At 45.5% G+C, this 25,446-nt stretch carries 23 protein-coding genes and 1 riboswitch; of the genes, 19 read left to right on the top strand and 4 right to left on the bottom strand.

Features of this window, described 5'->3' with window-relative positions; translation table 11 throughout:
* Positions 1–151: 151 nt before the first annotated feature.
* The 4 genes from AC58UX_RS25680 to dnaI all read left to right on the top strand — a co-directional run bounded on the left by AC58UX_RS25680 (position 152) and on the right by dnaI (position 4,096).
* Positions 152–436, top strand: coding sequence for a YuiB family protein (locus tag AC58UX_RS25680; RefSeq protein WP_497258024.1), 285 nt, complete (start codon positions 152–154; stop codon positions 434–436).
* A 77-nt stretch (positions 437–513) separates the two neighbouring features.
* On the top strand, positions 514–1,410 hold the full coding sequence (locus tag AC58UX_RS25675; RefSeq protein WP_497258022.1) for an alpha/beta fold hydrolase: 897 nt from the start codon (positions 514–516) through the stop codon (positions 1,408–1,410).
* A 209-nt stretch (positions 1,411–1,619) separates the two neighbouring features.
* Positions 1,620–3,119, top strand: coding sequence for a replication initiation and membrane attachment family protein (locus AC58UX_RS25670; RefSeq protein ID WP_497258020.1), 1,500 nt, complete (start codon positions 1,620–1,622; stop codon positions 3,117–3,119).
* A 23-nt stretch (positions 3,120–3,142) separates the two neighbouring features.
* Positions 3,143–4,096: a primosomal protein DnaI gene (gene dnaI / locus AC58UX_RS25665; RefSeq protein ID WP_497258018.1), complete on the top strand. Its 954-nt coding sequence runs from the start codon at positions 3,143–3,145 to the stop codon at positions 4,094–4,096.
* 329 nt (positions 4,097–4,425) lie between these two features.
* Here dnaI and AC58UX_RS25660 read toward each other — a convergent pair whose 3' ends face one another.
* A complete protein-coding gene (locus AC58UX_RS25660) occupies positions 4,426–4,566 on the bottom strand; it encodes a YqzM family protein (RefSeq protein WP_497258016.1) in 141 nt (46 codons plus the stop codon).
* A gap of 181 nt (positions 4,567–4,747) precedes the next feature.
* Between AC58UX_RS25660 and AC58UX_RS25655 the strand changes: the two genes are divergently transcribed.
* The 3 genes from AC58UX_RS25655 (at position 4,748) to uvrC (ending at position 7,646) form a co-directional block, all read left to right on the top strand.
* Entirely contained in the window at positions 4,748–5,164 is a 417-nt protein-coding gene (locus AC58UX_RS25655; RefSeq protein ID WP_497258014.1) for a MerR family transcriptional regulator, read from the top strand.
* Positions 5,165–5,324: 160 nt separating this feature from the next.
* Positions 5,325–5,639, top strand: coding sequence for a thioredoxin (trxA, locus tag AC58UX_RS25650; protein ID WP_057313094.1), 315 nt, complete (start codon positions 5,325–5,327; stop codon positions 5,637–5,639).
* A gap of 108 nt (positions 5,640–5,747) precedes the next feature.
* Entirely contained in the window at positions 5,748–7,646 is a 1,899-nt protein-coding gene (gene uvrC, locus AC58UX_RS25645) for an excinuclease ABC subunit UvrC (protein WP_497258011.1), read from the top strand.
* Here uvrC and AC58UX_RS25640 read toward each other — a convergent pair.
* Positions 7,606–9,246: a CPBP family intramembrane glutamic endopeptidase gene (locus tag AC58UX_RS25640; protein ID WP_497258009.1), complete on the bottom strand. Its 1,641-nt coding sequence runs from the start codon at positions 9,244–9,246 to the stop codon at positions 7,606–7,608. The two genes, uvrC and AC58UX_RS25640, sit on opposite strands and share 41 nt — an antisense overlap.
* Positions 9,247–9,537: 291 nt before the next feature.
* Here AC58UX_RS25640 and AC58UX_RS25635 point away from each other — a divergent pair, with 291 nt between their 5' ends.
* The gene (locus AC58UX_RS25635; protein WP_497258007.1) at positions 9,538–10,200 is read left to right on the top strand and encodes a potassium channel family protein; all 663 of its coding nucleotides are present in this window, start codon (positions 9,538–9,540) and stop codon (positions 10,198–10,200) included.
* Between the two features lie 56 nt (positions 10,201–10,256).
* Positions 10,257–11,015: a response regulator transcription factor gene (locus AC58UX_RS25630; protein ID WP_497258005.1), complete on the top strand. Its 759-nt coding sequence runs from the start codon at positions 10,257–10,259 to the stop codon at positions 11,013–11,015.
* A gap of 11 nt (positions 11,016–11,026) precedes the next feature.
* Here the strand turns inward: AC58UX_RS25630 and AC58UX_RS25625 are convergent, their stop codons facing one another.
* On the bottom strand, positions 11,027–11,923 hold the full coding sequence (locus AC58UX_RS25625) for a LysR family transcriptional regulator (protein WP_497258003.1): 897 nt from the start codon (positions 11,921–11,923) through the stop codon (positions 11,027–11,029).
* Between the two features lie 276 nt (positions 11,924–12,199).
* On the opposite strand from AC58UX_RS25625, the gene AC58UX_RS25620 reads away from it, so the two are divergent.
* From AC58UX_RS25620 to AC58UX_RS25590, 7 genes are all read left to right on the top strand, one after another.
* Complete coding sequence (locus AC58UX_RS25620; protein WP_497258324.1) at positions 12,200–12,856, top strand: succinate dehydrogenase cytochrome b558 subunit; 657 nt, start codon at positions 12,200–12,202, stop codon at positions 12,854–12,856.
* Positions 12,857–12,872: 16 nt separating this feature from the next.
* A complete protein-coding gene (gene sdhA / locus AC58UX_RS25615) occupies positions 12,873–14,636 on the top strand; it encodes a succinate dehydrogenase flavoprotein subunit (RefSeq protein WP_497258001.1) in 1,764 nt (587 codons plus the stop codon).
* 2 nt (positions 14,637–14,638) lie between these two features.
* Positions 14,639–15,403, top strand: a complete 765-nt coding sequence (sdhB, locus tag AC58UX_RS25610; protein ID WP_497257999.1) for a succinate dehydrogenase iron-sulfur subunit — start codon at positions 14,639–14,641, stop codon at positions 15,401–15,403.
* A 489-nt stretch (positions 15,404–15,892) separates the two neighbouring features.
* A riboswitch (guanidine-I (ykkC/yxkD leader) is annotated at positions 15,893–16,001 on the top strand.
* Positions 16,002–16,066: 65 nt separating this feature from the next.
* The gene (locus AC58UX_RS25605; RefSeq protein WP_497257997.1) at positions 16,067–17,086 is read left to right on the top strand and encodes an ABC transporter substrate-binding protein; all 1,020 of its coding nucleotides are present in this window, start codon (positions 16,067–16,069) and stop codon (positions 17,084–17,086) included.
* Between the two features lie 22 nt (positions 17,087–17,108).
* A complete protein-coding gene (locus tag AC58UX_RS25600; protein WP_497257995.1) occupies positions 17,109–17,927 on the top strand; it encodes an ABC transporter permease in 819 nt (272 codons plus the stop codon).
* Positions 17,928–17,929: 2 nt separating this feature from the next.
* Complete coding sequence (locus tag AC58UX_RS25595; protein WP_497257993.1) at positions 17,930–18,748, top strand: ABC transporter ATP-binding protein; 819 nt, start codon at positions 17,930–17,932, stop codon at positions 18,746–18,748.
* Positions 18,749–18,865: 117 nt separating this feature from the next.
* Entirely contained in the window at positions 18,866–19,927 is a 1,062-nt protein-coding gene (locus AC58UX_RS25590; RefSeq protein WP_497257991.1) for a LacI family DNA-binding transcriptional regulator, read from the top strand.
* Between the two features lie 39 nt (positions 19,928–19,966).
* On the opposite strand, the gene AC58UX_RS25585 is transcribed toward AC58UX_RS25590, so the two are convergent.
* Complete coding sequence (locus tag AC58UX_RS25585) at positions 19,967–20,950, bottom strand: cation diffusion facilitator family transporter (protein WP_497257989.1); 984 nt, start codon at positions 20,948–20,950, stop codon at positions 19,967–19,969.
* A 430-nt stretch (positions 20,951–21,380) separates the two neighbouring features.
* Between AC58UX_RS25585 and AC58UX_RS25580 the strand changes: the two genes are divergently transcribed.
* The 3 genes from AC58UX_RS25580 (at position 21,381) to AC58UX_RS25570 (ending at position 25,415) form a co-directional block, all read left to right on the top strand.
* Positions 21,381–22,526, top strand: a complete 1,146-nt coding sequence (locus AC58UX_RS25580) for an S-layer homology domain-containing protein (protein ID WP_497257987.1) — start codon at positions 21,381–21,383, stop codon at positions 22,524–22,526.
* A gap of 274 nt (positions 22,527–22,800) precedes the next feature.
* Positions 22,801–23,310: a hypothetical protein gene (locus AC58UX_RS25575; protein WP_497257985.1), complete on the top strand. Its 510-nt coding sequence runs from the start codon at positions 22,801–22,803 to the stop codon at positions 23,308–23,310.
* Positions 23,311–23,519: 209 nt separating this feature from the next.
* On the top strand, positions 23,520–25,415 hold the full coding sequence (locus AC58UX_RS25570) for a methyl-accepting chemotaxis protein (RefSeq protein ID WP_497257983.1): 1,896 nt from the start codon (positions 23,520–23,522) through the stop codon (positions 25,413–25,415).
* The last annotated feature ends 31 nt before the right edge of the window (positions 25,416–25,446 follow it).

Raw genomic sequence — 25,446 nt, 5'->3', positions numbered from 1 at the left:
CATGGAGAAAGGGCAAATGAACAAAGGGTGAAGTTCCGCCTAAATTGTTCAATTTGTGTACACTTTACCTGTACCTTCCTGTCGATTACAATAATAGGAGCAACAGGAGCCGAAGAATCAAGTGCTCTTACATATTTAAGGGGGAACTATTGTGCTGCAAATGGTCATTGCCACTGTCTTAATGATGGTGTTATTTTTTGGAATTGGATTTATTTTGAACATGTTGATGAAAACAACGTGGTTCCCGCTATACGCATTTATCGCTTTGGTGATCGGGATCATTATCTATGGATACATGGGCTCTTCATCCTTCCTTTCCAGTGACGAGAGCTTTACAATTGTCGATGTGATTCCTGCAATCGGTGGTTTAGTTGGCGCGATTTTGAGCGGCTCTGCGATTAAAGCATTACGTATTCGCGGCTTCAAAATGTTCTAATTCGTCATAAATGCAAGGCATTCGGGTCACGCTAAGAGGGAGTTATCTAATCTTCACTTACGGAGGAGACACGGCCGGTGCCTTGGGCGAATGTGAATGGAACAATACTGCACTACGAGGTAACGGGGTCGGTTAGGGGAACACCCATTATGTTTATTCACCCTCCGTTGCTTACATTAGAAGCGTTTAATTACCAGAAAGAACAACTAAGTGAACATTTCCGTGTGATTACTTTTGATATTAGAGGTCATGGTACAAGTGCTTGTTCGGAGCAGGAGTTGCGCTATGAACTCATATCGAAAGACATGATAGGGCTTCTTGATTTCCTAAGGATCGAGCAAGCCTTTCTGTGCGGGTACTCAACAGGCGGAACTGTTGCGCTGGAAGCTTTGCTCTCGTATCCGACCCGGTTTGTAGGGGGGATTATCGTGAGCGGGATGTCTGAATTAACAGACACCTACAATCGAATTAGGGTTTGGCTAGCGGTTCGCATGTCAAAGCCTAGTCGAATTATGAAATTTTTGATTAATGCGATTACGTATGGCAATGCCGATAAACCGACAACCTATCATGAGTTGAGTGAGCATGCTTCACGAGATGCGGTAAGCAACGTCAAATCATATTTCGAACAGTCACTGCGTTATACTTGTACAAGTCGTCTTCCGAGGATTCAGCAGTCTGTTTTATTGATCTATGGTCAAAAAGATACGGGATTTCATCCCTATGCCCACATTCTTCAGAATGGGCTGCCAAATAGCTCTCTTTTTTTCATCAAAAATGCTAAGCATCCTATACCGATTCAAAGCGCAACGCGCATGAATGATCTTATTCACTTATGGATAGACAGCCTCAAGGAGAAGGGGCAGACCGATCGTAGGAAGCAGGACCTTGTCATCGCACAGAAGCTGCATCCGCAGATGTATGGGCACGTGGGAGAGGAACTCGAGATTGTAGACCAAACACTACAGATGTAAATAAATTAAGCCTAAGCTAAGATTCCATTGCTAGTGACATGTTGCGATGGAATCTTTTTCTTGCCCAAAAGGTAAAATTATCTTTTCTCTTGTAGATACCAAGATTGTCGATTTTTGTGGTAGACTAATAGAGAGGGACTGAGGCATAGTGTTGCTGATTGCAGCTGCTATACTTGAGTCGAACTGAGGCAGGATGGTGCTGTAACGGGATGAGAATGACGAATATGCTGCATTTCACCGAGAATCACAGGTTTTGTGTGAACCGTGAGTTTTCTTTGAGCAGTTTAGATTATAAAATGTTAGCGATGATGTATCAGCCGATGATCGGCGGCTTGGCGATTAGTCTCTATCAGGCTCTCTATCAACAAATGAGCGCTGAAAAGGTAGGCTATTCACCGATGGAACAGCAGCGCAAGCTATTCCTTTTGCTTGATCTTGAGCATGGCGAGCGCGGCCGCAAGTACTTAATTGAACAATCCTCTAAGCTGGAAGCGATTGGTCTCCTTCAGACAACGCGCAAGTTTATCCCAGAGGAAGAGGATTATGTTTTCGTCTACACGCTCTTTGCGCCGCTGGGACCAAATGAATTTTTCCGAAATCAGCATTTAACATTGTTGCTACGGGATAAGGTAGGCAAGTTTATGTTGTTGTCGCTGCGTGAAGATCTGCTTTCACCAGAACCTGAGGAGTGTCGGGAGGCGACCGAGGAGAATTTATCGGTTCCTTTTTATGAGCTATTCCGCTTGAATACACAGGTCGTAGATTATGAGCTGGAACAAGCGCTCTATGAGGCTTCTGCAAGCAAGCAAGGGCAAGGGGAAGCTCGCATGGATGTGACGACCAAGGGCTTCAAGTATGCGGATATTATTATGAGATTCCCGCGCGGTGCTAGTAATCGCGTGTTCGTAGAAGCGTTGAAGCACAAGCCGGAGCATATGGTAGCCATCAATATCGTGGCGAAGAAATACAACCTTTCATTGCAAGAAACGTGCCGCCTACTGGATGAGGATGGCGTATTCACCGAAGAAGGTGAGCTTGACATGGAGCTCATGCAGTATAACGCGAATCTGTTCTACAGACAGAGCAAGAAGCGTGATGAGGAGCGGGAGCGAACAACATCCAAATCCGAGGATGACACTCAGCCGTCAGCGGAACAGTCCGTTGAAATGGCATTTTACTTAGAAGTTCCGCAACAATTACGGGGCGAATGCACAGATCATCAATACAACTACATCATGCGCAATGAGCCATACACGGCCGTGCTCAAAATGTTTTTCACACAGGGCTCGATACCTGATGGCGTACTTAATATTTTTGAGAGAATTGATCTGAACTATAAATTAAAAGAGGAAGTTATCAACGTTCTAATTCACTTCCTGCACATCGATCGTCGTTCTTGGGCCAAGTCCTCGATTGAGGCTGTGGCATCGGATATGTTAGGCAAGCAAATTCATACGTATGAGCAAGCTGTTGAATATGTTCGGGAGAAAATCAATTACAAACAGAAGGCCGCTTCTAAAGTCGAATCTGCCAAAGCTGGCGGAGGCGCGGCTACACGTGGTCGTCAGGGCAAGACACAGAAGCCTCATATCCCAATTGTCCTGCCTGATACGGGGACGACGTCGTCGACTAGACTGACTGCTGAAGAGCTGGAGGCTGCTAGACGAATGGCGCAGAAGTTGGATGAGCGTTTTAATCGCAAGAGCTAGTACTGTAAGGAGGTGCCGAGCGGATGGAATCCTTGTCGCATATACTCAAATCATTACCCAATTCGGAGTGGAGAAAAAAAGCAGAGGCGAAAATTCAAGGTGTGATCGCTGATCCTTTGATTGCGAAGTTTCGTCAGAAGTATCCGTTTGTCGATGATTATGCGATTAAAATCAATATGAACAAGCTGTATCAGCATGTTTCTGAATATAGAACTTGCTCGAATTGTCCTGGCTTGGACAACTGTCCGAATGACATGACGGGGCATTATACGATACTCTCGGCTGAAGCCGTAGAGGGCCAAGCAGCTTTTATCCATGAAGAGAAGGTGGCTTGTAAAAAGTTCATCGCCAAAGGGCAGCAGGATGCCATCAGCAGCCGTATTCGCACGTTTCACGTTGATCCGCGCATGATTTCGCGCAGCTTTTCGTTTGGCGATATTTTGGAGGCGGATCTCGATCGTGCAAAAGCTGTTATGCAGATCAATGACTATGTCAACTTGACCATAGAGGAAGGTCTTCAGACCCGCGGCTTATATTTATCGGGATCGTTCGGGACGGGCAAGACGTTCTTAATGGGCTATATGCTGCATCAGCTAGCGAAGGTCGGTATGACAGGTGCTATCGTCTACATGCCGGACTTTGCTGAAGACTTGAAAGGTATGTTTCAAGAGCCTTACAAGCTGAAGGAGACGATTGATCTTCTGAAGGAAACGGATCTGCTTGTTTTTGATGATATTGGGGCTGAGAATTTGAACCCTTGGCTGCGAGATCATGTGATCGGCGCGATCTTGAATCATCGCATGAATCGGAAGCCAACCTTTTTTACCTCGAATTACGCGTTATCTGGCTTGGAGAAGCATTTCAGCTTCACGAACAAGGATGGGGACGAGGAGTATAAAGGTCAGCGGATTATGGACCGTATACGGCCTTTCGTGGATGTGGTTGAGGTAACGGGGACGAATAAGCGAGGGAAATAGAGTGTTTAAGAAAGAGGGGGCTCAGCCAATGCTTGGCGGGCCTTCTCTTTTTGCAATGAAGTAGCTGTGAAGATGCAATGAAGCATCTTTTCTCACCGAGCAGACAGTTCCATCAGAAAAGCTTGCAAACATGCAACTATTTCTGCCGCAATTGCTCAGATTGGTCATTTTCGGCCTAAAAGGTTGCTCTTTCGCACTTATTTGTTCAATTATAGTCGATTTCCTCGAAAATAAGTGTATGTTCGCATTTTTGGTTACAATGGCAGGAGAAATTCGTAAGAAAAAAGCCACTTCGCAGTATGATGCGAAGCGGCTTTTTATGTAGTATCTTATTTCATCACTTGGATGACGGTAGCAACGATTGCGATAACGAACAATACGCCAAAAAATGCGCCAAAGCCTATACCTACGTCCATGAAATCATTACGCGGCTCTTCGTACACGTGATGCTCAGGGTGTTGATTGCTCATGTGTGATTACCCCCTAGTCCGACATTTCTTATTTTGTAAGCCTAGTATACCCATATTCCTCGAAAGTTGTAAAGCGTATCAAAGTGACAATTGTGCAAACAATCGCAATAACGTGAAGAATAGGCAAAATATCACTTGACTCTGACATTAGTGTTATGGTTTATAGTAAAGACATCCCTCCATGCATGAAGGTAAAAAGAAAGAAGTGAAGTCCATGCGGATTAGTGAGTTATCCAAGCTTACCGGAGCAAGTATTCGGTCCTTGCGCTACTACGAAGCCAAAGGGCTGATCGCAACACAGCGTGAAGAGAATGGCTACCGGGTCTACAATCAAATGGTAGTCGAGCGTGTAAAGACGATTCAATTTTATTTGAGCCTCGGCTTTACGACTGAACAGATTGAGAGCTTTCTCAACTGTGTGATGAAGAATCAGGAGTCTGGGTGCGATGATTTGCTCCCGCTTTATACGGAGAAGCTTCAAGAAATCGAGAAGCAGATGGAGATGCTGCAGCTGCTTCAAGCTAATTTGAAGGATCGAATCTCCTACATCGAAGAGCAGCGGCGCCAAGGACTGCCTGTAGGTCTGCCGACCAAGTAACACCAAAGGATGCCCGTTTTACTAACTTATGGCTTGGTTGAAAAGGCACATGAGTGTGGTATACTTTGTATGTTGACGTGATGCGAAGCAAGTTAAGTGACGAGCTTAATCTTACTTTTCACCTTATAAATCAAATTCATTCTTAGAAGGAGGAACTATCATGGCAATCGTGAATGTTTCTGACAACAGCTTTAAAACAGAAGTTGAAGGAGAAGGTACAGTACTTGTAGACTTCTGGGCACCTTGGTGCGGACCTTGTAAAATGATCGCTCCTGTATTGGAAGAGCTGGATAAAGAAGTTGAATCTTTGAAAATCGCAAAAGTAAACGTAGATGACAATCCGGAATCTGCTGCTCGCTTTGGCGTTATGAGTATCCCAACACTGATCGTTTTCAAAGACGGACAGCCTGTTGATAAAGTGGTTGGCTTCCAATCCAAAGACGCATTGAAAAACGTTGTTTCCCGTCATCAATAATTGGTAAACTAGAAACAATTGTTCGTGTGAAAAAGCTCTTTTTCTGCTATGCTGAGAAAGAGCTTTTTTTTCATTCGCGAGGATTGGTTCTGGAAGGGGATATAAAGAATGACTGACTTTGAGCATGAGGACGCAGACGTCCGCGAACAGAGCCTGGAAATGATCAGGCATAAGCTATCTTTACTCCCGGATAAGCCGGGCTGTTATATTATGAAGAACCATCAAGGCACCATTATTTATGTCGGCAAGGCAAAAGTATTGAAAAATCGTGTGCGCTCCTATTTCACAGGGAGTCACAGTGCCAAAACGCAAAAGCTAGTCAGCGAAATTCGCGACTTTGAATATATAATCACCTCGTCTAATATGGAGGCACTCATCCTCGAGTGTAATCTGATTAAGCAGCATCACCCGCGGTATAACGTGCTTCTCAAGGATGATAAGACTTTTCCTTATATCAAAATTACACACGAAGCGCAGCCGCGTCTGGAAGTCACGCGGCGGGTGTACAAGGATAAGGGGAAATACTTCGGCCCTTATCCGAATGCTTTTGCGGCGCAGCAGACGAAGAAGCTGCTGGACCGGTTGTATCCGCTGCGCAAGTGCAAGACCATGCCCGATAAAGTGTGCCTATACTATCACATGGGGCAATGTCTTGCGCCCTGCGCTCTGGAAGTATCCGCGGAGACGAACGAGCGGATGGTGCAAGAGATCAGTCGTTTCCTGAACGGGGGACACGACGTCATCAAAGAAGAGCTGACGACCAAGATGTTGGCGGCAGCAGAGGAACTGAACTTCGAGCGCGCGAAGGAGTTGCGCGATCATATCATGAGCATCGACGCGCTCATGGAGAAGCAGAAGATCACGACGGCGGATGCGCTTGATCGCGATGTGTTCGGCTATGCCGTCGACAAAGGCTGGATGGCGGTGCATATCCAATACATGCGGCAAGGCAAGCTGATCGAGCGGCATGTCTCGCTCTTCCCTTACTACGGCGATGAGTATAACGATTTCATGACGTACGTGACGCAGGTGTACAGTGACAATCCTGCGTTGCCGAAGGAGATTTTCTTACCTACGATGCCCGAGCCGGAGGCGCAGCAAGATCCAACGGAAGAAGTGGTTAGACGCAACGAGGGTGACGAGAAAGAAATCCGTGAAGCCTTGGAGTCATGGCTCAAGGTCAAGGTGCATATGCCGCAGCGCGGCTTGAAGAAGCAAATGGTTGACATGGCTAGAGACAACGCTGTGAACGCACTGAATGAGAAATTCCAGCTAGTCGAGCGGGATGAGCGCCGTACAACGAAGGCGGTCGAGAACCTCGGCGAGTGGCTTGGCATCGGTACGATTCGCCGAATTGAGGCGTTCGATAACTCAAACATTCAAGGGACGAATCCCGTATCGGCCATGGTTGTTTTCGTGGATGGTAAGCCTGATCGCAAGGAATACCGGAAATATAAGGTGAAAACGGTCGTTGGGCCAGATGATTACGAAACGATGCGAGAAGTGATTCGGCGCAGGTACGAACGTGTGTTGAAGGACAATCTCACGATGCCGGATTTAATCGTGGTCGACGGAGGAAAAGGGCAAATATCGGCCGCGATCGATGTGCTTGAGAATGAATTAGGCTTATATATTCCGATTTGCGGACTTGTGAAGGATGCCAAACATAAAACAGCGCAGCTGATGATCGGCGATCCTGCCGAAATTGTTCCGCTGCCGCGTGACAGCCAGGAATTCTACTTGCTGCAGCGGATACAAGACGAAGTCCATCGCTTCGCAATCACGTTTCATCGGGAAACGCGGGCGAAATCGATGGTCGTTTCGCAGCTCGACGCCATTCCGGGCGTCGGTGAGAAACGCCGCAAAGCGTTGCTGAAGCATTTTGGCTCGGTGCGCAAAATAAAAGAGGCCGAAGTCGCGGACTTCAAGCCTCTGGGTATTGGTGAGAAATTAGCAAACGACATTATCAGAGCACTTCAAGGCGAGGCGGCGGCTCCCCAGGAATAGGGGGCTTTCGCCTTTTTCCATGCAGCCAAGCTAATCCAAGACCAACCAGTCCTGGCAGCAGGAGGTACAGAATGCCGGTGAGAATATCGCCGATGTGCCCCAAGGAGAAGAGCGACAGTCCCATTAAGATGCTGTCCATACTCGCATGGACAAATATGGCGGTGATGAATCCATATTTCAGGAAGACATAACCAAGAATGATGCCGATGATCGTGACCTCGATGAGTCGCGTGTATACCGGATAGATCGGATATTGGGTGTGGCTGGCCGCCCAGATGATACTCGGCAGTAAGATGGCAATGAAGTTATTTCGGAACAGCTTTTTAAAAAGGATAATGCCTAGCAATCGAAAGGTCGCCTCTTCCGAGATCGCCGCAACCCATGCCATGAGCGGGAACAATTTAGGTTCCAGCATGTTCAGGACAGAATCCGAAGGATCGTTGACGGACCACACATCGAATTTCACTTCACCAGCGTAAAATAAGACTTGTTGGATACCTAGGATGAATAGCGCCAGCAAATAACCGCGTCCCATGCCGTCATACACATCGCTGCCAAACCTATCTTCTTTCCAAGATGGCCATTTGCGTTGACCGATGGCGTTCCAAAGTCCAACGCCTGCGACCAAAGAGAGATAAAGCGAAATGCCTAAAAGGACAGTGATGGTACTCATAAAAACAATCGTGAACCAGATGGCCCAATCACTATTCGTATCCCCGCTCATAGCTCGAAAAGCAGGATACATATTCACATTATTCGTTATATAAATCACTAAGAAGATTGTAGTTAAAAATAGACCTCTACTAAATTTCATATGTTTCCGATATATAATAGCAAAAACAATTGCAGCTATCGTCATCAACAGCGAGAAGCCCATGGAAATCCAAGTCATAAGTGAAGCGGATTCGTCTTGTTTAGTCAGCCAATCTAGATGTGAGGTAGGAAGCTGGAAACCAACATTAAAGCCAGTAAGTTTCGCTTCATCGAAATTGACTCGAACGCGAAGCTTAGCCTCACCAATCGGATTCGTGCGTTTTTCATAATGAAGTGTCGTTTGTTCTTCTGCAGATTCATCACTTGTCGGCACCACTTGCGTGAAGTCCTCTGGATCAAAGCCCATCTGACGAAGCTCTACTTTCGCCAGTGTATCTGCTTTTGTCAGACTTATGGGAGTGGACTGTCTCGTGCTGTTGAAGGCCAGATTTTCATGCCATCCAAAAACATGTGCGTTCGTGTAATTCACATCGACTTCAAATTGACGTTTCGATGCGGCATCTTTGACCGTAACTTGGTAATAGTCGATGGGAAACCGTTCCCCATATTGCTTCGTATAAGCTTCTATCAAGTGCTCCTTTTGCAAATAACCGTTTCGGTCCTTTTTAGACTGATAGACAACATATGTTTGCGGATTGCGCAGCTCGTAACGCTCTTTTATGAATGATGCCGCACTTTCAGCGGCTTGCTGCTTTGTAATCGTGGGTAAGTCCGATGCTTGCGGTTCCTCATCGCGCAGCCCGTACAACATCGAAATGCCCAAATAAAGGAGTAAACCGATACAAGCCAAGAGGAGGAGAAAACGATTAAATTTCAGCCTTAGCATAGTCCATTCCCTTCTGAATTCGCGATTCTTTGCCATTTCCTAACTTAACATAGTTTAAAAAGAAAACCAATGAACTGGCAAACTTTCGGAAACAATTATATAATACCTATCAATTGCTTTTTGTCGGAATGTGTAGAAATGTACGGGGAACGCTATTCGGTAGGACTCGGAATTAGGGAATAATCTGAATATTTAGCGACAGGACAGGTTTGGGTAATGGTATTGTATGCAGGATCAAGAATGATTAGAAACACTGAGGGGAAAATTACGATTGGATAGGGGTTAAGTAAGATGAAGAAAAATCAATACGTGGTAGTAGGACTTGGGCGATTTGGGTCAAGCCTTTCCAAGGAGCTCATGAAGCTAGGTCATGAAGTGCTCGGCATTGACATGGACGAGGAAGTTGTCAATGAAATGAGCGATCAGTTGACCCATGCGGTTGTCGCAGATGCTACGGATGAAGATGTGTTGAAATCATTGGGTGTTCGGAATTTTGATTGCGCGGTTATCGCCATTGGGGACGATATCCAATCTAGCATTTTGACGGCTATCGTGATGAAAGATTTAGGCGTGAATAAGGTCGTTGCCAAAGCGTTATCGGAGCTGCATGGAAAGGTTTTGACCAAATTAGGTGTGGATCGGGTCGTGTATCCGGAGCGAGATATGGGAATTCGTGTGGCTCACCAGCTTGTAACCCCTAATTTGTTGGATTATATTGAAATTTCTAAAGACTATACGATTGTCGAGCTTTCGGTTCCGAAACGCTTGTGCGGCTACACAATTCAGCAGTTGGATCCGCGAGCCAAATATGGCTGCAGTGTTGTGGCGATTAATAAGCAGTCTGGCATTATCATTGCTCCGCATGCCAATGACGTTGTGAATGAGAACGATATTATGGTGATCATCGGTACCAATGCCCAAATAGATGAATTTGAAAGTCAAGTTATCGGTTGATCGCAACAGACTCCATGTTCTGCAACGAGCGAATTTTTAATGAAGGTGGACGCAGCATGTACAAGGTACTTATGATCGAAGATGATGCGATGATCGGTGATATGGTCACGATGTATTTGAAGGAAGAGGGATTTCACGTTATTCGTGAGGAGAATGGAAGCGGGGGGATTGCGGCTATTGCGCACTTTCAACCGGATCTTATTTTATTAGATTGGGTGCTTCCCGATATGGATGGATTGACGGTTTGTCGTCATGTTCGTGAAACCTCTAGTGTGCCTATCATGATTGTCTCGATGAAAAATAAAATCGTTGAGCGCGTCAATGCCCTGGGAGCGGGCGCTGATGATTTCATGTGCAAGCCATTTAGCATGCACGAATTGATTGCAAGATCCCATGCGCTGATTCGCCGGGCACAGATGTATCAAGCAAGGAGTCAGCAGCCAGAGCAGCAACAGTCTAGACAACAAGTCGCTGAAGCTGAAAGTATGACGAAGGTGACTAGCAATACGACTGTCATGGACAAGCGGGACAAGATAACGCTGAATCAGAATACGCGATCAATGAGCGTTTATGGCGAGATCGTGGAGACGACCTATTCGGAGTTCGAGATTATGAAATGCTTTATCAACAATCCCGGCCGCGTGTATAGTCGCGAAGATTTATTGCAAACCGTTCGCGGTTTCGATTCCTTTGTAACAGACCGAGCCATCGATGTACATATTGCAAATTTGCGTAAAAAGATTGAGGATAACCCCAAAGAGCCGAAATGGATTCGAACCGTTTGGGGGGTTGGCTATAAATTCGTGCGCATGTAATTGAGTTGGCGCTATCGGTGTTTGGCGAAGTATTTGATCGCTTGGGCGACGAACTTCATGGATTCGGTATTGTCAGCTGAGTGATCGGAGTAGATGAGTGAGGTCGTTCGTTTCGTTTGTTCCAATTCATGGAGTTGTCTTAGAACTAATTCATTATTCTGAATTAAATCTTCACGCAAATACGATTTAGGTAAAAGAGTCGCTGTCTTGCAGGTAGAAACGAGCCGAATGATCGCTTCGAAGGAATCGATCTCCATTTGAACATTAGGGAAAATCGTGTAGCGGTTGAATAACTCGTCCATTAGAATGCGATACCATGTCCCCTTTGAGAACAGAATCATGGGTAGTTCATCCAAATCCTTCATCGTAATTTCCCCTCGATCGATAAACGGATGCCCCGATGGGAGCACCAAACAAAGATGATCATCGAATAAAGGCTCACAGTGAAGGCTAGTCGCATTAATTTGTGAGGCTACGATGCCGATATCCACTTTATTGTCCTTGACCATGGATACAATCTCATGTGTTTTGCCGGTTAGAAGTTTGATATCCGTTAGAGGATATTCCTGCAAGTAATCCGTGACTAGATCAGGCAGCGTAGCTTGAAGCGTGGTAAGGGAAGCTCCGATCGTGAGCGACGAAGGGCTGCCCGCGGCTTTATAGCTATGAATAGCTTGCTTAAACTTTCGTTCCAGATGACGCTTTTCTAAGGCGTGATCATAACAAATTTGCCCCGCTTTGGTTAACTCCAATCTTTTCCCTTTCCGGATAAAAAGCTCCACACCCAGCTCATCTTCCAACTTCATTATTTTACGCGATAGTGCAGGCTGTGAAATGTTTAACAATTGCGAAGCTTTATTCAGGCTGACTTGTTCGACGACGATGGCGAATACTTCTAAAAGCTCCATACGTTTACCTGCCCTCTATATGTGAAATAGTTATAAGTAGATATAAAAAAACGGCACTTCCATTATAAGCGTGAAAGAGGTACGATGTACATGTCACAAATTAGCTATATTTCGTGAACCTTCGTGTATAATCATTGATTGAATTGGCAAAATAGGCGTGGATGATTATGGGTTGACGCTCGTTTGCGGCGAGAGTACAATGATATGTGGCTTGTTTTGTCAAAGCATGTCGGATGTTCATAGGAATTGAATTTTGTTGAGGGGGGAATTGGTTACATTATGAGTAATTCGTATTACTTTCGAAAGATCCACTCGCTACTAGGTGTCATTCCGGTGGGCTTCTTCCTTATTGAGCATTTGCTCACTAACTATGAAGCTACCAAAGGACCTGAAGCCTTTCTGGATCAAATTAACTGGTTGAACGATTTGCCGTTACGATTGTTATTGGAAATCGTGGGGATCTGGCTTCCACTTCTTTACCATGCCGTTTATGGACTTTATGTAGCTTACCAATCACGTAATAACGTATCAAGCTACGGGTATTTCCGTAATACGATGTTTATGCTGCAACGTGTGACAGGGGTACTTACTTTCTTGTTCATTGCATGGCATCTATTCGAGACCCGCATTCAGGTTGCCTTAGGCAACGTGGCGCATGAAGCTCTAGGCAATACTATGCATGATATTGCAACGAATCCTGTTGTATTTATCTTGTACCTAGTAGGGATTATTTCCGCAACGTTCCATTTCTGTAACGGTTTGTGGTCATTCCTAGTAAGCTGGGGTATTACAATTGGTCCACGTGCACAACGCTTTTCGACAATTATTACAATGGGCTTATTCGTACTAATGACAGTGATGTTTATTATGTCGTTAACTGCTTTTACAGGTACAGAGTTTTCAGTTCCAGTAGAAGCGCATACGGGGCATTAAGGGAGGGTGAACAGAAGTGGCTAATTCAAAAATCATCGTCGTCGGCGGAGGCCTTGCGGGACTCATGGCGACAATTAAAGCAGCAGAAGCTGGAGTACACGTGCAATTGTTCTCCTTGGTTCCTGTGAAACGTTCCCACTCCGTATGTGCGCAAGGCGGCATTAACGGTGCGGTGAATACGAAGGGTGAAGGTGACTCCACGTGGGAGCACTTTGACGATACAGTTTACGGGGGAGATTTCTTAGCGAATCAACCTCCAGTTAAAGCATTATGTGACGCGGCTCCAGGGATCATTCACTTGATGGACCGTATGGGCGTTATGTTTAACCGTACACCAGAAGGTTTGCTTGATTTCCGTCGTTTCGGTGGTACGAAATATCACCGTACAGCGTTTGCTGGTGCTACCACGGGCCAACAATTGTTGTACGCGTTGGATGAGCAAGTACGTCGTTGGGAAACAGCTGGTCTCGTAACGAAATTCGAGCACTGGGAATTCCTTGGTTCGGTTCTGGATGACGAAGGCGTATGCCGTGGTATCGCAGCACAAGATTTGCGCAGCATGGAAATTCAAACGTTCCCGTCTGATGCGGTTATCTTGGCAACAGGTGGTCCTGGTATCATTTTCGGCAAAACAACGAATTCCGTTATTAACACAGGTACAGCAGCGAGTGCGGTTTATCAGCAAGGTGTTAAATATGCTAATGGTGAAATGATTCAAATTCACCCGACAGCGATTCCTGGAGACGACAAGCTGCGCTTGATGTCCGAATCTGCTCGTGGTGAGGGCGGACGTATTTGGACTTACAAAGACGGTAAGCCTTGGTACTTCCTTGAAGAGAAATACCCAGCCTACGGTAACCTTGTACCTCGTGATATCGCTACGCGTGAGATTTTCTCCGTGTGTATCGATCAGAAGCTTGGTATTAACGGCGAGAACATGGTTTACTTGGATCTTTCTCATAAAGACCCGAAAGAGCTTGATATTAAGCTGGGCGGGATTATGGAAATTTACGAGAAATTCATGGGCGACGACCCGCGTAAAATTCCAATGAAGATTTTCCCTGCGGTTCACTATTCGATGGGCGGCATGTGGGTTGACTATAACATGATGACGAACATCCCTGGTCTATTTGCAGCAGGTGAGTGTGAGTATCAGCATCACGGTGCAAACCGTTTGGGCGCGAACTCCCTCGTTTCCGCGATCTATGACGGGATGGTTTCCGGTCCTAAAGCGGTTGAGTACATTCGCGGTTTGACTAAGCATGCGGATGATATCTCATCCATCATCTATGATCGTGAGAAGAAACGTCATACAGATCGTTATGAGAGCTTGCTCAAAATGAACAACGGTACGGAGAATGCGTACGTGCTTCATAAAGAGCTTGGCGACATGATGAACGCTAACATGACGGTTGTTCGTTACAACGATCGTTTGACTGAAACGATTGGCAAGATCAAAGACTTGAAAGAGCGTTACAACAACATCAACATCACAGATACTGCGCGTTGGAACAACCAAGGTGTTGCGTTCACACGTCAGCTGTGGAACATGTTCGAGCTTGCTGAAGCGATGACGGTTGGTGCCTTGATGCGTGATGAGAGTCGTGGCGCGCACTACAAGCCAGAATTCCCAGAACGTGACGATGACAACTTCATGAAAACGACAATCGCAGACTGGACGCCAGATGGTCCTAAGATTTCGTATGATGAAATTGATGTATCGTTGATTAAACCTCGTAAACGTGACTACTCCACGGAGAAGAAAAAGGAGGGATCCTGATCATGGCCGAGACACTGAGCGCAACGAAAACCGTGAAGTTTATCGTGACTCGTCAAGAGAGTCCGGATTCTAAACCGTATACAGAGGAATTTGAAATCCCATACCGCGCCAACATGAACGTGATCAGCGGTTTGATGGAAGTTCAACGTAACCCGAAGAATGCGAAAGGCGACAAAACAACTCCTGTATGTTGGGAATCCAACTGTCTGGAAGAAGTTTGCGGCGCTTGTTCGATGGTCATTAACGGGAAGCCGCGTCAAGCTTGTTCTGCACTTGTAGATAAGCTAGAGCAGCCGATTCGTGTAGCACCAATGAGCACATTCCCGGTTATGCGTGACCTTGTAATCGATCGTGGACGCATGTTCAACGCGTTGAAAAAGGTTAAAGCATGGGTTCCAATCGACGGAACGTATGATCTTGGTCCTGGACCTCGTATGGCCGAGTCGAAGCGTCAATGGGCTTATGAGTTGTCCAAATGTATGACTTGCGGCGTTTGTTTGGAAGCTTGTCCGAACGTAAACGACAAAAACTCGTTTATCGGGCCTTCCGCATTGTCCCAAGTTCGTCTATTCAACGCTCACCCAACAGGTGAGATGAACAAAGACGAGCGTTTGGATACGCTGATGACAGATGGCGGTATCGAAGGCTGCGGTAACTCGCAGAACTGCGTACGCTCCTGTCCGAAAGGTATTCCGCTTACGACGTCAATCGCAGCATTGAATGCGGACACGACGAAGCACCTGTTCAAAAAATGGTTAGGCGTGTAAGTAACGCTGACGTAATAGAAATCCTAGTACCCTTTGTGGGTGCTAGGATTTTTTTTGTGTTTTTTTCTAGTGCGCAAAAGAAAAAGACCTGAGTCAGAGACTCAGGTTAACTACAGCATGCTTGGAGGTTAGTGGGCTGCGGGGTAGTGGTTTGGTTCATAGGCGTCGTGTTCATTTATAGGGGAAAGCAAGTGAGGGTGCTGGGAAGAAAGCTGGGATGTAAGGAGATGCTCATCAAGTGGTGAAGATACTTCGTTTTGTTCTGTCGTCGCGGCTGGTCGAATGTGCTTCTTATCTAACATGTGAATGTGGAAATGAATCGAATACATTACGACACCTCCGTTTTCGCTTGTTTATATGTTATATAATATTACGTATTTGACCTTTTTGACAACATAATATTTATTTGTGTTAAGTATATTGACATGGTTGAACAATCTAAGTATGATATAGACAAAAGTAAGACAACGAAGTTAACAACTGCATAGCAAACTTGTTTTCTAGGGTTCCGCAACAGAATGAAGGCTGTTGGTCAGGTCCAAGAGAAGACACACGATGAGCTTCATCGTGCACACGGAGGGATAAAAGCCCGGGAGGATATCAGGATATGATATCATTCCGGGCTTTTTCCTTATCATTTTAATCAGAGAGGGAGTTCGGGGAATGAGACAAAAAACAATATTTCTGATGTTGGCGCTATTATTAACTTTTACAGTTATCAGCGGGTGTGGCAGTAAAGAGGCAAGCACGAAAGCGGGAGGCAGCAATGAGCCGATCAAGTTGGCGTTAAGTCCATGGCCAGGTTGGTTCGTATGGTATTTGGTGAAGGAGAAGGGTTTCTTCGAGAAAAATGGTGTGAACGTGGACCTGGTTTGGTTCCCCGTATACAGTGACTCTCTATCCGCACTTGCTTCAGGGAAAGTGGATGCGAACAGTCAGACGCTAAGCGATACGCTGGCTCCGGCAAGTAAAGGCATCAAGCTGAAAGCTGTGCTGGTTAACGATAATTCCAATGGCGGCGACGGCGTTGTCGTGAAGCCAAGTATAAATTCGTTGAAAGACTTGAAAGGCAAAAAAGTAGCAACTGAGCTTGGGACGGTCGATCATCTGCTCATGCTGACGGCGCTTGAAAAAGCAGGGTTAGCCGAAAAAGATGTATCCTATACGAATATGACAGTGAATGATGCGGGGCCGGCGTTCATCTCAGGAAACCTGGATGCTGCGGTACTGTGGGAGCCTTTCCTAAGCAAAGCGATTCAAGAGGGGAAAGGAAAGCTATTATTCTCCTCCAAGGATACACCGGGATTGATTCCAGACTTGCTCGTGTTTAAAGAGGAAATTACGAAGAATCGTCCAGACGATGTGAAAAAAATCATTAACGCATGGTTCGATGCTTTGGACTACTGGAAAGCGAATCCGGAGGAATCTTTGAAAATTATGGCTAAAGCGGCGGATACACCGCTCGAAGAATACAAAGCTGGCGTGGACAGCGTGAAGATTTTCCAACTGGAGGATAACATCAAAGCTTTTGCAAAAGCGGATTCTTACGAATCGCTGGCCTTTACTTCCGGGAAAACAGCCGAGTTTTTAAAAGGCTTAGATATGCTGTCGACGATACCAAAAGCGGAAACCTTCTTGGATGGCCATTTTGTGGAAGAGGTCATGAAAGAGCGTAAGAAGTAAAGGCTGAACAGGGGGACTGCAGATGGAAATGCTGATGAAAAAAAGGCGCAAGTCATCATTATTCGCGATACGCGGTGAAATTAGCCGTAAAACCTATATGTCTGGCGTCGTGCTTATCGTTGCGATCGCGTTGTTGTTCTGGAGCGTAATGAGCTACGGCGAGTTCGTAAATCGGACCTTTCTCCCTACACCGGATCAAGTGCTGAGGCAGTTCGGGATTCAATTACAGAACCCCGTGTTCTGGGATCATGTTGGGATCAGTATTTTCCGGGTCGGAGGCGGATTCTTGCTCGCTTGTTTAATCGGGATTCCACTTGGGATTATGGCAGGTACGTACCGATTTGCAGAAGCGCTGGTTGTGCCGGCGGCAGAATTTATTCGCTATATGCCTGCGACAGCGTTCATTCCTTTAATCATGGTGTGGGCGGGAATTGGCGAATGGGCAAAGGTACTTGTTATCTTCTTAGGATGCTTCTTCCAGCTGATGCTGATGGTTGCAGACAATACACGGTCGGTGTCCAACGATCTACTGCAAACCTCATACACGCTTGGTGCGAAACGGTGGCAAGTGATCGAAAAGGTGCTGATTCCCGCGCTTCTACCGGATTTGATGAATACACTGCGCTTAATCATTGGGTGGGCATGGACGTATTTGGTTGTTGCAGAGTTGGTTGCGGCAAGCAGCGGCCTCGGGTTCTCCATTATGAAGGCGCAGCGCTTCCTAAATACGGATCAAATTTTTGTAGGTATTATTGCTATAGGTTTGCTAGGTTTGTTGACGGATCGTACATTTGCCTATTGTCATAAGCGATTTTTCCCATGGTTGGAAGGAGGGCGTTAAGCATGGAAGCATTGAACTTGGATTATAAAAGCGCGCCTTCTGAGGAGAAAAGTGCTCATGTAAGGAAAATCGATGCTGTCGATGTATCAAAGGTATACAGTACGAAGAAATCACAGTTCGTGGCGTTGGATCGCGTTTCGTTTCATGTGGATGCTCATGAGTTCGTAAGCTTTGTCGGTCCATCAGGCTGCGGGAAATCTTCCTTGTTACGCATCATTGCTGGCTTGGAGCCATTGACGATGGGAGATTTAAGTATCAACGGTCATGAAATTGAAGGGCCTGGTGCTGACAGGGGAATGGTTTTTCAAAGCTATACGTTGTTCCCATGGCTATCTGTGCGAGAGAACATCGAATTCGGCTTGACACTGAAGGGGGTTCCTCTGTTTGAAAAGAGAGCGATATCCGATCATTTCATGGAGATGGTCGGTTTGCAGAAATTTGCTAAGTCGCTGCCAAAGGAGCTTTCCGGCGGGATGAAGCAGCGGGTTGCGATCGCGCGTGCCTTGGCGAATAATCCGGATGTGCTGCTGATGGATGAACCGTTCGGTGCGCTGGATCCGCAAACGAAGAATTCGATGCAGGAGCTGCTGCTGCGCATTTGGGAGAAAGAGAAGACGACGGTCGTCTTCATCACGCATGATATTGAAGAAGCGATCTTCTTATCGCAGCGGGTGTATGTCATGCAGGCGCATCCTGGCACGATCCGCAGTGAAATCGTCATACCGCGCGGGCTGCGGCAGGTAGAGGATGTGAAGGATTCGGAAGCTTTCGTGAAGCTGAAGAAGCAAATTATTTCGTTGATCGGGCATCACGACGAGTAAGGGCAATAACGGCACCATTAGCGGAGTGATCTGCTGGTGGTGCTTTTTTCGTGCATTTGACGAGCCATTTCCTTCTAGCTACAATGAGTTTAAGCGTTTCAAGAATGAGGGCATAGGATGAAAAAAAACAAACAAGCTACCATCGTCGATGTTGCCTCTGAGGCAGGCGTATCCATTGCGACGGTGTCGAATGTGATTAATCGTAGAAAGGTTCCGATGTCGCCGGAAACCATACGTAAAGTAGATGAAGCTGTCAAACGGCTAGGATACCGGCGGAATGTCAGCGCAACGAATTTAAGTCGACGGCGATCGAATGAGTTGGGGTTACTACTTCCGCATTTTGGCGGGTATTATGGCAGATTTGCTGAAAAGCTGGAGCAGAGGTTTCACAGCTATGGTTATCATTTATCTGTGTTTTCAGCAGCAGGAATGGATCCTGAGGTCGAGACACGGCATATAGAGCATCTATTGCAGCGACGGGTGGACGGATTGGTTTCCCATGGTTTGGCGATCAGTATGCATTCCACACAGCAATTGGTGGGGGAAGGGACGCCGCTCGTTATATTTAACGGCTGGGGCTGGCCGAATGAGATTACGAAGCTGGCTGTGAATTTAGATTTTGCTAAGGCGTCGAGCCTGGCCGTGCAGTATTTTCTTTCGCATGGTTGCCGCGCCGTCTTCTATGCAGGCAGACGTAAAGGGATGGGCGCGAATGAGCAGCGGATTGAAGGTTTTCTAACGGGGCTAGGCGAGAAGACGGAGTCGACGGTGCATGCGCTTTTGGATGCAGGAGAGCTGGGCGTAGCTGGCACGTTGGATGAGGCGCTGCGGCTGAGCGGTAACTTGCGGCCTATCGGCATTTACACGTTCAATGATGCGTTAGCATTGGAACTAATTGCCGAGTGTCATGAGCGAGGTATACGCGTTCCGGAGGAAGTGCAGCTCATTGGTATGGATAATGAGCATTTTGCCAAAGCGAGCTTTCCTTCCATCACGAGCTTCGAGATGCCCGTCGAGCTGCAAACGAGTTTGGTTGCGGCATTTCTGATGCGGCAGATGGGCGAGGAGCTGGATGAGGAGAGCGCGCAGCTACTCGATTCGTATTTGGCTGAGATGAAGGGGCACGAGCTGCTCATCGATATGGAAATGGTTGTGCGGAAATCGACGCAGAATGAATAAAAACGGTTGATCACTTGGGAGAGAAGTGATCAACCGTTTTTATTTGGAGAAAGGCTCAGGAGCCGGAGGGGCTAGTTGTTTCGATTGCTTTTGCTGTCGCAGAAAGTCCTTCCCATACGTTCCATGAGGATTAATACCAGCGTGCTCGATTTGAATCGTAGCATGCTCGATGCCGTACTTGCTTTTCAATGTCTCATTAATGGCGAGGATCACACAGAAGGGCTGAATGTTAGGGCTAATAAACACGTGCGCAGTTAATGAATAGTGGTCGGTCGACACCGCCCAAAGATGCATTTCATGCACATCTTCAACACCTTCTACCTTCGCGATCACAGAGCGGATTTCGTCTAGATTAAACTTTTCGGGGACGGACTCCATCAGGATCATGAAGGATTCTCGAATGATTTTGCTGCCACCTGTAAAAATAATGCCCCCAATCACCATGGAAATCAGCGGATCGAACCAGAGCAGACCGGAGTAGTATATGATAATCGATGAAATAATGACGCCTACCGAGCTGAGCAAGTCGCCAAAAAAATGCCAGAGCGCACTTTGCACATTGAGATTGTCTTCCTCTTTGACACTGTTGTGAAGCACTAACGTGAGCACGAGGTTTACAACAAATCCGATCGAAGCAATCCCCAGCATGAGCCCCAGTTGTATCGGTTGCGGATGAATGACACGCTGGATCCCTTCAATAAAAATGCCGAGTGCAATAATACAAAGCGCTAATCCGTTTAGAAAGGAAGCGACAATCTCGAAGCGCAGGAATCCAAACGTGAAACGGGCATTGGGTTGGCGGGTAGCAAGCTGTATAGCAACCATGCTCAGACCTAGTGCAAAGACATCTGAAATCATATGGGCAGAATCGGATAAAAGAGCAAGGGAATTCGAGAGCACCCCACCGACAATTTCAACAATCGTGAAAAATGCAGTTAATATGAGGGTGACCCAAAGGGTTCTTCTTGACTTACTTTGTACTTTCACGTGGTGGAGATGGTGATAGTCATACTCGATGCTCATAGGGCTCCTCCTTATTTAGAATTATTCTAATTAAGATACACTTAGTATATGCCAGATGGGTGAAAGGTGCAACTGATTTGGTGATAAAAAGGTATGGCAAAGCGCGAGTTCGAAAATAAAGCGTTTTCTAATTTGTAACAGAAATGAAATATTCCTGTTATGGTTCCATAATGTTCACTTGGTAATATAATAAACAAGACCCCCTTTTTAATATAAACTTTTAGAACCCGGCCCCGTTGGCTGGGTTCCTTTTTTTTTTGTCTTTTTTAAATAAACTTTAGTAAAGGAAGGAAAAGGAAAACTATTGCCGAAATATATATTTCTATCTAGTACATAAGTCTTATAGAAAAATATGATTGATAAATTTATTAAGGCCTTTGGATGCATTTAGTGTTTATCGGAAGAATAATTAATGGCAGGAGTGAAGGGGATGTTTCAAAAGGTAAGGGGATTTACCGTTTTTATTCTTTGTTTTATCCTACTAATTTCTAACTCAGTAAGTGCCCAAGAATCAGAGGCACCTACGCGACTTGGTGTAGAATTGCATTCTGGAATAGCTCAAACTCCCACACCATTTGGTTACCAAACTATGGTTAATAGAAGTATGCTGCCTGAGTCTATACGAAATTTCGTATATATTGCGGTTCTAACAACATTTTCTCCTCCTGACATAAACACTGTTCCTTTAGATAAAGGAATTGGTCTATACAATGAGACTACAGGTTTTTTAAGTGGAGTTCCTGTATTAGGTGGTAGGTATTATCCAGTAGTAACCTTGTATGATAGTAGTAAAAATCCATTAGCCTACTACATCGGGGATATTGTTACTTTAGCAACAAATCAACCTCAACCACCGACTAACTCATCAAAACCTTTAAATCCTACCCAATATGGGAGTGATATTGATCCAAGCTATAATAAGCAATCAATTTTATCTTTGTTCACTGACGTGGATACACAACATTGGGCATATTCAGCAATAAAAGATTTAAATACACGTAAAGTACTAAGCGGTTATCCAGATGGTAAATTCAGACCGGATAATATTGTCACAAGAGCAGAGTTCGCTAAAATAATGGTACTCGCTGCGGGACTTACTCCAACAAAGGTTACATCCACATCATTTTCTAACATAAACCCATCTGACTGGCACACACCATTTATTGAATCCGCAAAGGAATATCTCAATGGATATTCCTTACCTAACGGTAAGATAATTTACGATCCTGAAGCGCCGGCACTACGAGAAGATATCGCTGTTGCCATAGTTAAGCTAAAGGGGTATAACAAAACAAGACTTGCCGATCAAAGCATCATAAAAGCTATGTTTAAGGATTACAATGGTATATCTGAATACGCCAAGGATTATGTTGCATTGGCAGTGGAAAATAACCTTGTATCAGGTTTCCCTGACGAGACATTTAAGGCTCAACAACCTGTGACAAGAGCACAAGCAGCGGCAATGCTTTGGAGGGCTTATCAATATGGTAATGACAATAAGGATGAGCAACCAGTGAAGATCGAAGTTCCTGCCAATCCGTCAACAGTGACGGGGGCCGTATACCAAAATAGATAGCTTTTGCTAGGCATCAGACTAGAGGGTAATTCAAGATAAACGTATTAAGAGGAAAGCCCGAAAATCTTTATAAATCAAGGCTGAAGGAGCTTTTCGATCACTAAAGAAAACTCACGGAAACACCCCAAAAAGCAGGAGACCCAGCCCATTGGCTGGGTTCCTTTTTTTGTTTGCTCGGAAATTATGGATAAAGTTATTATTCTATCATCTATATAGATGTCCAAACAAAAATGGTAGACATACATAAGATGTATGAAAGGGAGGTGCTGGGATTATGAGTAAACTTGCTCAGCTACTAAATTTAGTAGAAACGATGGATATTAAAAATATCAGAAAAATTAATATCGAGTACTTTAATCATACAGAACTCAAACTTAAATCGAATATTGGCGATGGCATACCGCAAAGAACATCCTTACTTGAGAGTTATTTAGCAGATATTGATTGGACTCAGGTCAAAGAATTTGAAATTGAACTGTACACAGATAAAAAAATGAAAATCGAATTTTCTATGAGTCAGATAGCACCGGTTGGAGCAACAGGAGCAACAGGTGACGCAGGGGCGACAGGAGCAACGGGAGCTACAGGAACTACTGGAGCTACAGGAGTTACGGCCGAAACTGGAGAAACAGGCGCACTTGAAGCAAATGGAACCATTGAGCCGTCATCTTCTTTGCAAGCAGGCAAATCAAACTTGAACCAAATGATGTTGGCAGTTATTCCCACCAAATTACTAACGAGGCTGAAAGATTGGATTAATTCACGTTTAATTCGTCGTGGCTAGAGGCTATGCAGATAGTAAAAGCGAGAAGGAGAGCCCATGCTCTCCTTTTTGCTTTCATTTTGCCTAGATCGATGGAACAAAATATTAGCAATGTATTAGCGTCTGCATGGAAACATTAATCATTTTCTTGTATGGATCTAATATTTAACGTGTATGATTTTCGAAGTAGGAAGGACTACGAACATTTTTTAAGGGGGTCCCATGAAGGGATGCAAAAACATATGAACTTTACAAAAGGAATTTCAAAGCTCTTCACATTTCAAAAGCTAGCCACCCGGCTTACTTTTACAACGCTTCTCATTGCTGTTGTTATCGTTGCTTCCATGTCAATTGCATTATTCATCCCGAATTCGTCATTATTTCAAGAACAGATCGATAAAGAAATTGCCCTACGAGCAGGGGTTGTAACTGCGAAAATGGACGAGGAACTGCAGAAGAAGCTTGCAAGACTTGAAGCTGCTGCTAGCATGGGGAAAGATCTTGGAACGGATGCGGAGGCACAGCAGCAGTTTGCCGTCTCTTTTGCAAAGGGAAATCCTGAATTTACAGGGTTGGCCTATTCGCTAGATATTTCCGGTAAAAATGCGGTAACCAATACCGGGCAGAAGCTGGATGCTTCCACTCGGCCTTACATAAAGCTGGTAGCGGAAGGAAAATCCGTGATTGGAGATCCTGTCACATCAACGAATGATCCATCGAAGTTGATTATTACTTTTGCGGTTCCGCTTATGAAAGACGGCAAGGCGTTTGGCTTCTATGCAGCGGGCGCGGAGATTAATGCAGCTACCAAAAGTGTTAGCGAAGCAAAAATCGGTGATACCGGGTACGCGGTTTTGGTTGACAGCAAAGGTATGATTTTTAGCCATCCAGATCCGTCGCTTGTCATGAAAAAGACCGTTTACGATTTGAACGTTCCTGAGGTAGTAAGCGCATTTGAGTCTGCTAAAAGCGGAAAAAACATTAGCTATTCTTATACGTTTAATGGCGTGAAAAAAATTGGTTTTTCCAGCGCTACGAAAAATAACTTCGTTGTTCAGATGTCGGTTCCAGAGAAAGAGCTTTTGGCGCCGATTACGAAAATGATGAGAACGACAATCCTAACTGCTGTGATTGTTACTTTATTGGCGCTAGTCGCTACGTATTATTTTGCCAATCGCATGACTCGCCCTATTGTATATATTACGGATATCGTGAAGGAGCTTGCTCAGGGCGATTTGAGACCACGCATCGAGTTGAAGTCAAAGGACGAGCTGGGTTTGCTCGCTGTGCATATGAATGACATGTTGGATTCCCTTTCAACAACGGTGCAACAAGTACATTTAGCATCCGAAAGTGTCGCATCATCCGCTGAAGAAATTACAGCAAGCACAGATGAAGTTGCCAAGGGAAGCGTGGATCAGGCGGATCGCGCGCGTAAAATGACAGATTTATTCGAAAGTCTCGATCATTCGATCAAGCAAGTTGCTTCCAGCGCAGAAGATGCCAAGGATCTTACGCAAGAAGCGGTGGGCATCGCCAAAGAAGGAACTGAGATTATTAACCTTTCCATTACTAAAATGGAACAAGTGAATCAGCAGATGACGCTGCTCGAAAGTGATTCCAAGCAAATCGGTGCGATCATTGAGGTTATCAACGATATTGCGGAGCAAACCAATTTGCTTGCTTTGAATGCAGCGATTGAAGCAGCACGGGCTGGTGAGCAGGGGCGTGGATTCGCGGTTGTGGCGGATGAAGTACGCAAATTGGCAGAACGAAGCGGGGAAGCGACGAAGCAAATTGAAGGCATTATTAATGGGATGCAGGAAAGTACTTCCAAGTGCGTCCGAGCGGTTAGTGACGGTGTGCTGCAATTCGCACAAACGCGACACTCTTTCGATAGCATCGTACTTAAAGTAGATGAAACTTCCAATAAAGTCAGCGAAATTGCGGAGACGAGTATAGGACAATCAACCAGAGCATCTGAAGTGTTGTACACGATTGAATCCGTCGCTTCGATCAGCGAACAAGCAGCTGCTGCTTCGGAAGAAACCGCGGCAGCCTCACAAGAATTGTCCTCTCTCGCTGAGAAATTGTATAGTGCTGTAGAAGCATTCAAATATAAATAAGCTGGATCAAGCCATAATAGGATCGGAGAGA

This window comes from Paenibacillus sp. J22P90 (assembly GCF_059692195.1).
Note: the sequence above shows the minus strand (reverse complement) of the source record. Positions and strands in the feature narration are given on the sequence as shown.

What these genes read in the sequence shown, in the direction of transcription:
- AC58UX_RS25585 (WP_497257989.1), bottom strand. Translation starts at nt 20,950, where the DNA reads ATGAGCATCGAGTATGACTATCACCATCTCCACCACGTGAAAGTACAA.
- dnaI (WP_497258018.1), top strand. Translation starts at nt 3,143, where the DNA reads ATGGAATCCTTGTCGCATATACTCAAATCATTACCCAATTCGGAGTGG.
- AC58UX_RS25630 (WP_497258005.1), top strand. Translation starts at nt 10,257, where the DNA reads ATGTACAAGGTACTTATGATCGAAGATGATGCGATGATCGGTGATATG.
- AC58UX_RS25640 (WP_497258009.1), bottom strand. Translation starts at nt 9,246, where the DNA reads ATGCTAAGGCTGAAATTTAATCGTTTTCTCCTCCTCTTGGCTTGTATC.
- AC58UX_RS25660 (WP_497258016.1), bottom strand. Translation starts at nt 4,566, where the DNA reads ATGAGCAATCAACACCCTGAGCATCACGTGTACGAAGAGCCGCGTAAT.
- AC58UX_RS25655 (WP_497258014.1), top strand. Translation starts at nt 4,748, where the DNA reads ATGCATGAAGGTAAAAAGAAAGAAGTGAAGTCCATGCGGATTAGTGAG.
- AC58UX_RS25570 (WP_497257983.1), top strand. Translation starts at nt 23,520, where the DNA reads ATGCAAAAACATATGAACTTTACAAAAGGAATTTCAAAGCTCTTCACA.
- AC58UX_RS25670 (WP_497258020.1), top strand. Translation starts at nt 1,620, where the DNA reads ATGAGAATGACGAATATGCTGCATTTCACCGAGAATCACAGGTTTTGT.
- AC58UX_RS25635 (WP_497258007.1), top strand. Translation starts at nt 9,538, where the DNA reads ATGAAGAAAAATCAATACGTGGTAGTAGGACTTGGGCGATTTGGGTCA.
- AC58UX_RS25590 (WP_497257991.1), top strand. Translation starts at nt 18,866, where the DNA reads ATGAAAAAAAACAAACAAGCTACCATCGTCGATGTTGCCTCTGAGGCA.
- AC58UX_RS25595 (WP_497257993.1), top strand. Translation starts at nt 17,930, where the DNA reads ATGGAAGCATTGAACTTGGATTATAAAAGCGCGCCTTCTGAGGAGAAA.
- sdhB (WP_497257999.1), top strand. Translation starts at nt 14,639, where the DNA reads ATGGCCGAGACACTGAGCGCAACGAAAACCGTGAAGTTTATCGTGACT.
- AC58UX_RS25575 (WP_497257985.1), top strand. Translation starts at nt 22,801, where the DNA reads ATGAGTAAACTTGCTCAGCTACTAAATTTAGTAGAAACGATGGATATT.
- AC58UX_RS25605 (WP_497257997.1), top strand. Translation starts at nt 16,067, where the DNA reads ATGAGACAAAAAACAATATTTCTGATGTTGGCGCTATTATTAACTTTT.
- AC58UX_RS25600 (WP_497257995.1), top strand. Translation starts at nt 17,109, where the DNA reads ATGGAAATGCTGATGAAAAAAAGGCGCAAGTCATCATTATTCGCGATA.
- AC58UX_RS25625 (WP_497258003.1), bottom strand. Translation starts at nt 11,923, where the DNA reads ATGGAGCTTTTAGAAGTATTCGCCATCGTCGTCGAACAAGTCAGCCTG.
- trxA (WP_057313094.1), top strand. Translation starts at nt 5,325, where the DNA reads ATGGCAATCGTGAATGTTTCTGACAACAGCTTTAAAACAGAAGTTGAA.
- uvrC (WP_497258011.1), top strand. Translation starts at nt 5,748, where the DNA reads ATGACTGACTTTGAGCATGAGGACGCAGACGTCCGCGAACAGAGCCTG.
- AC58UX_RS25580 (WP_497257987.1), top strand. Translation starts at nt 21,381, where the DNA reads ATGTTTCAAAAGGTAAGGGGATTTACCGTTTTTATTCTTTGTTTTATC.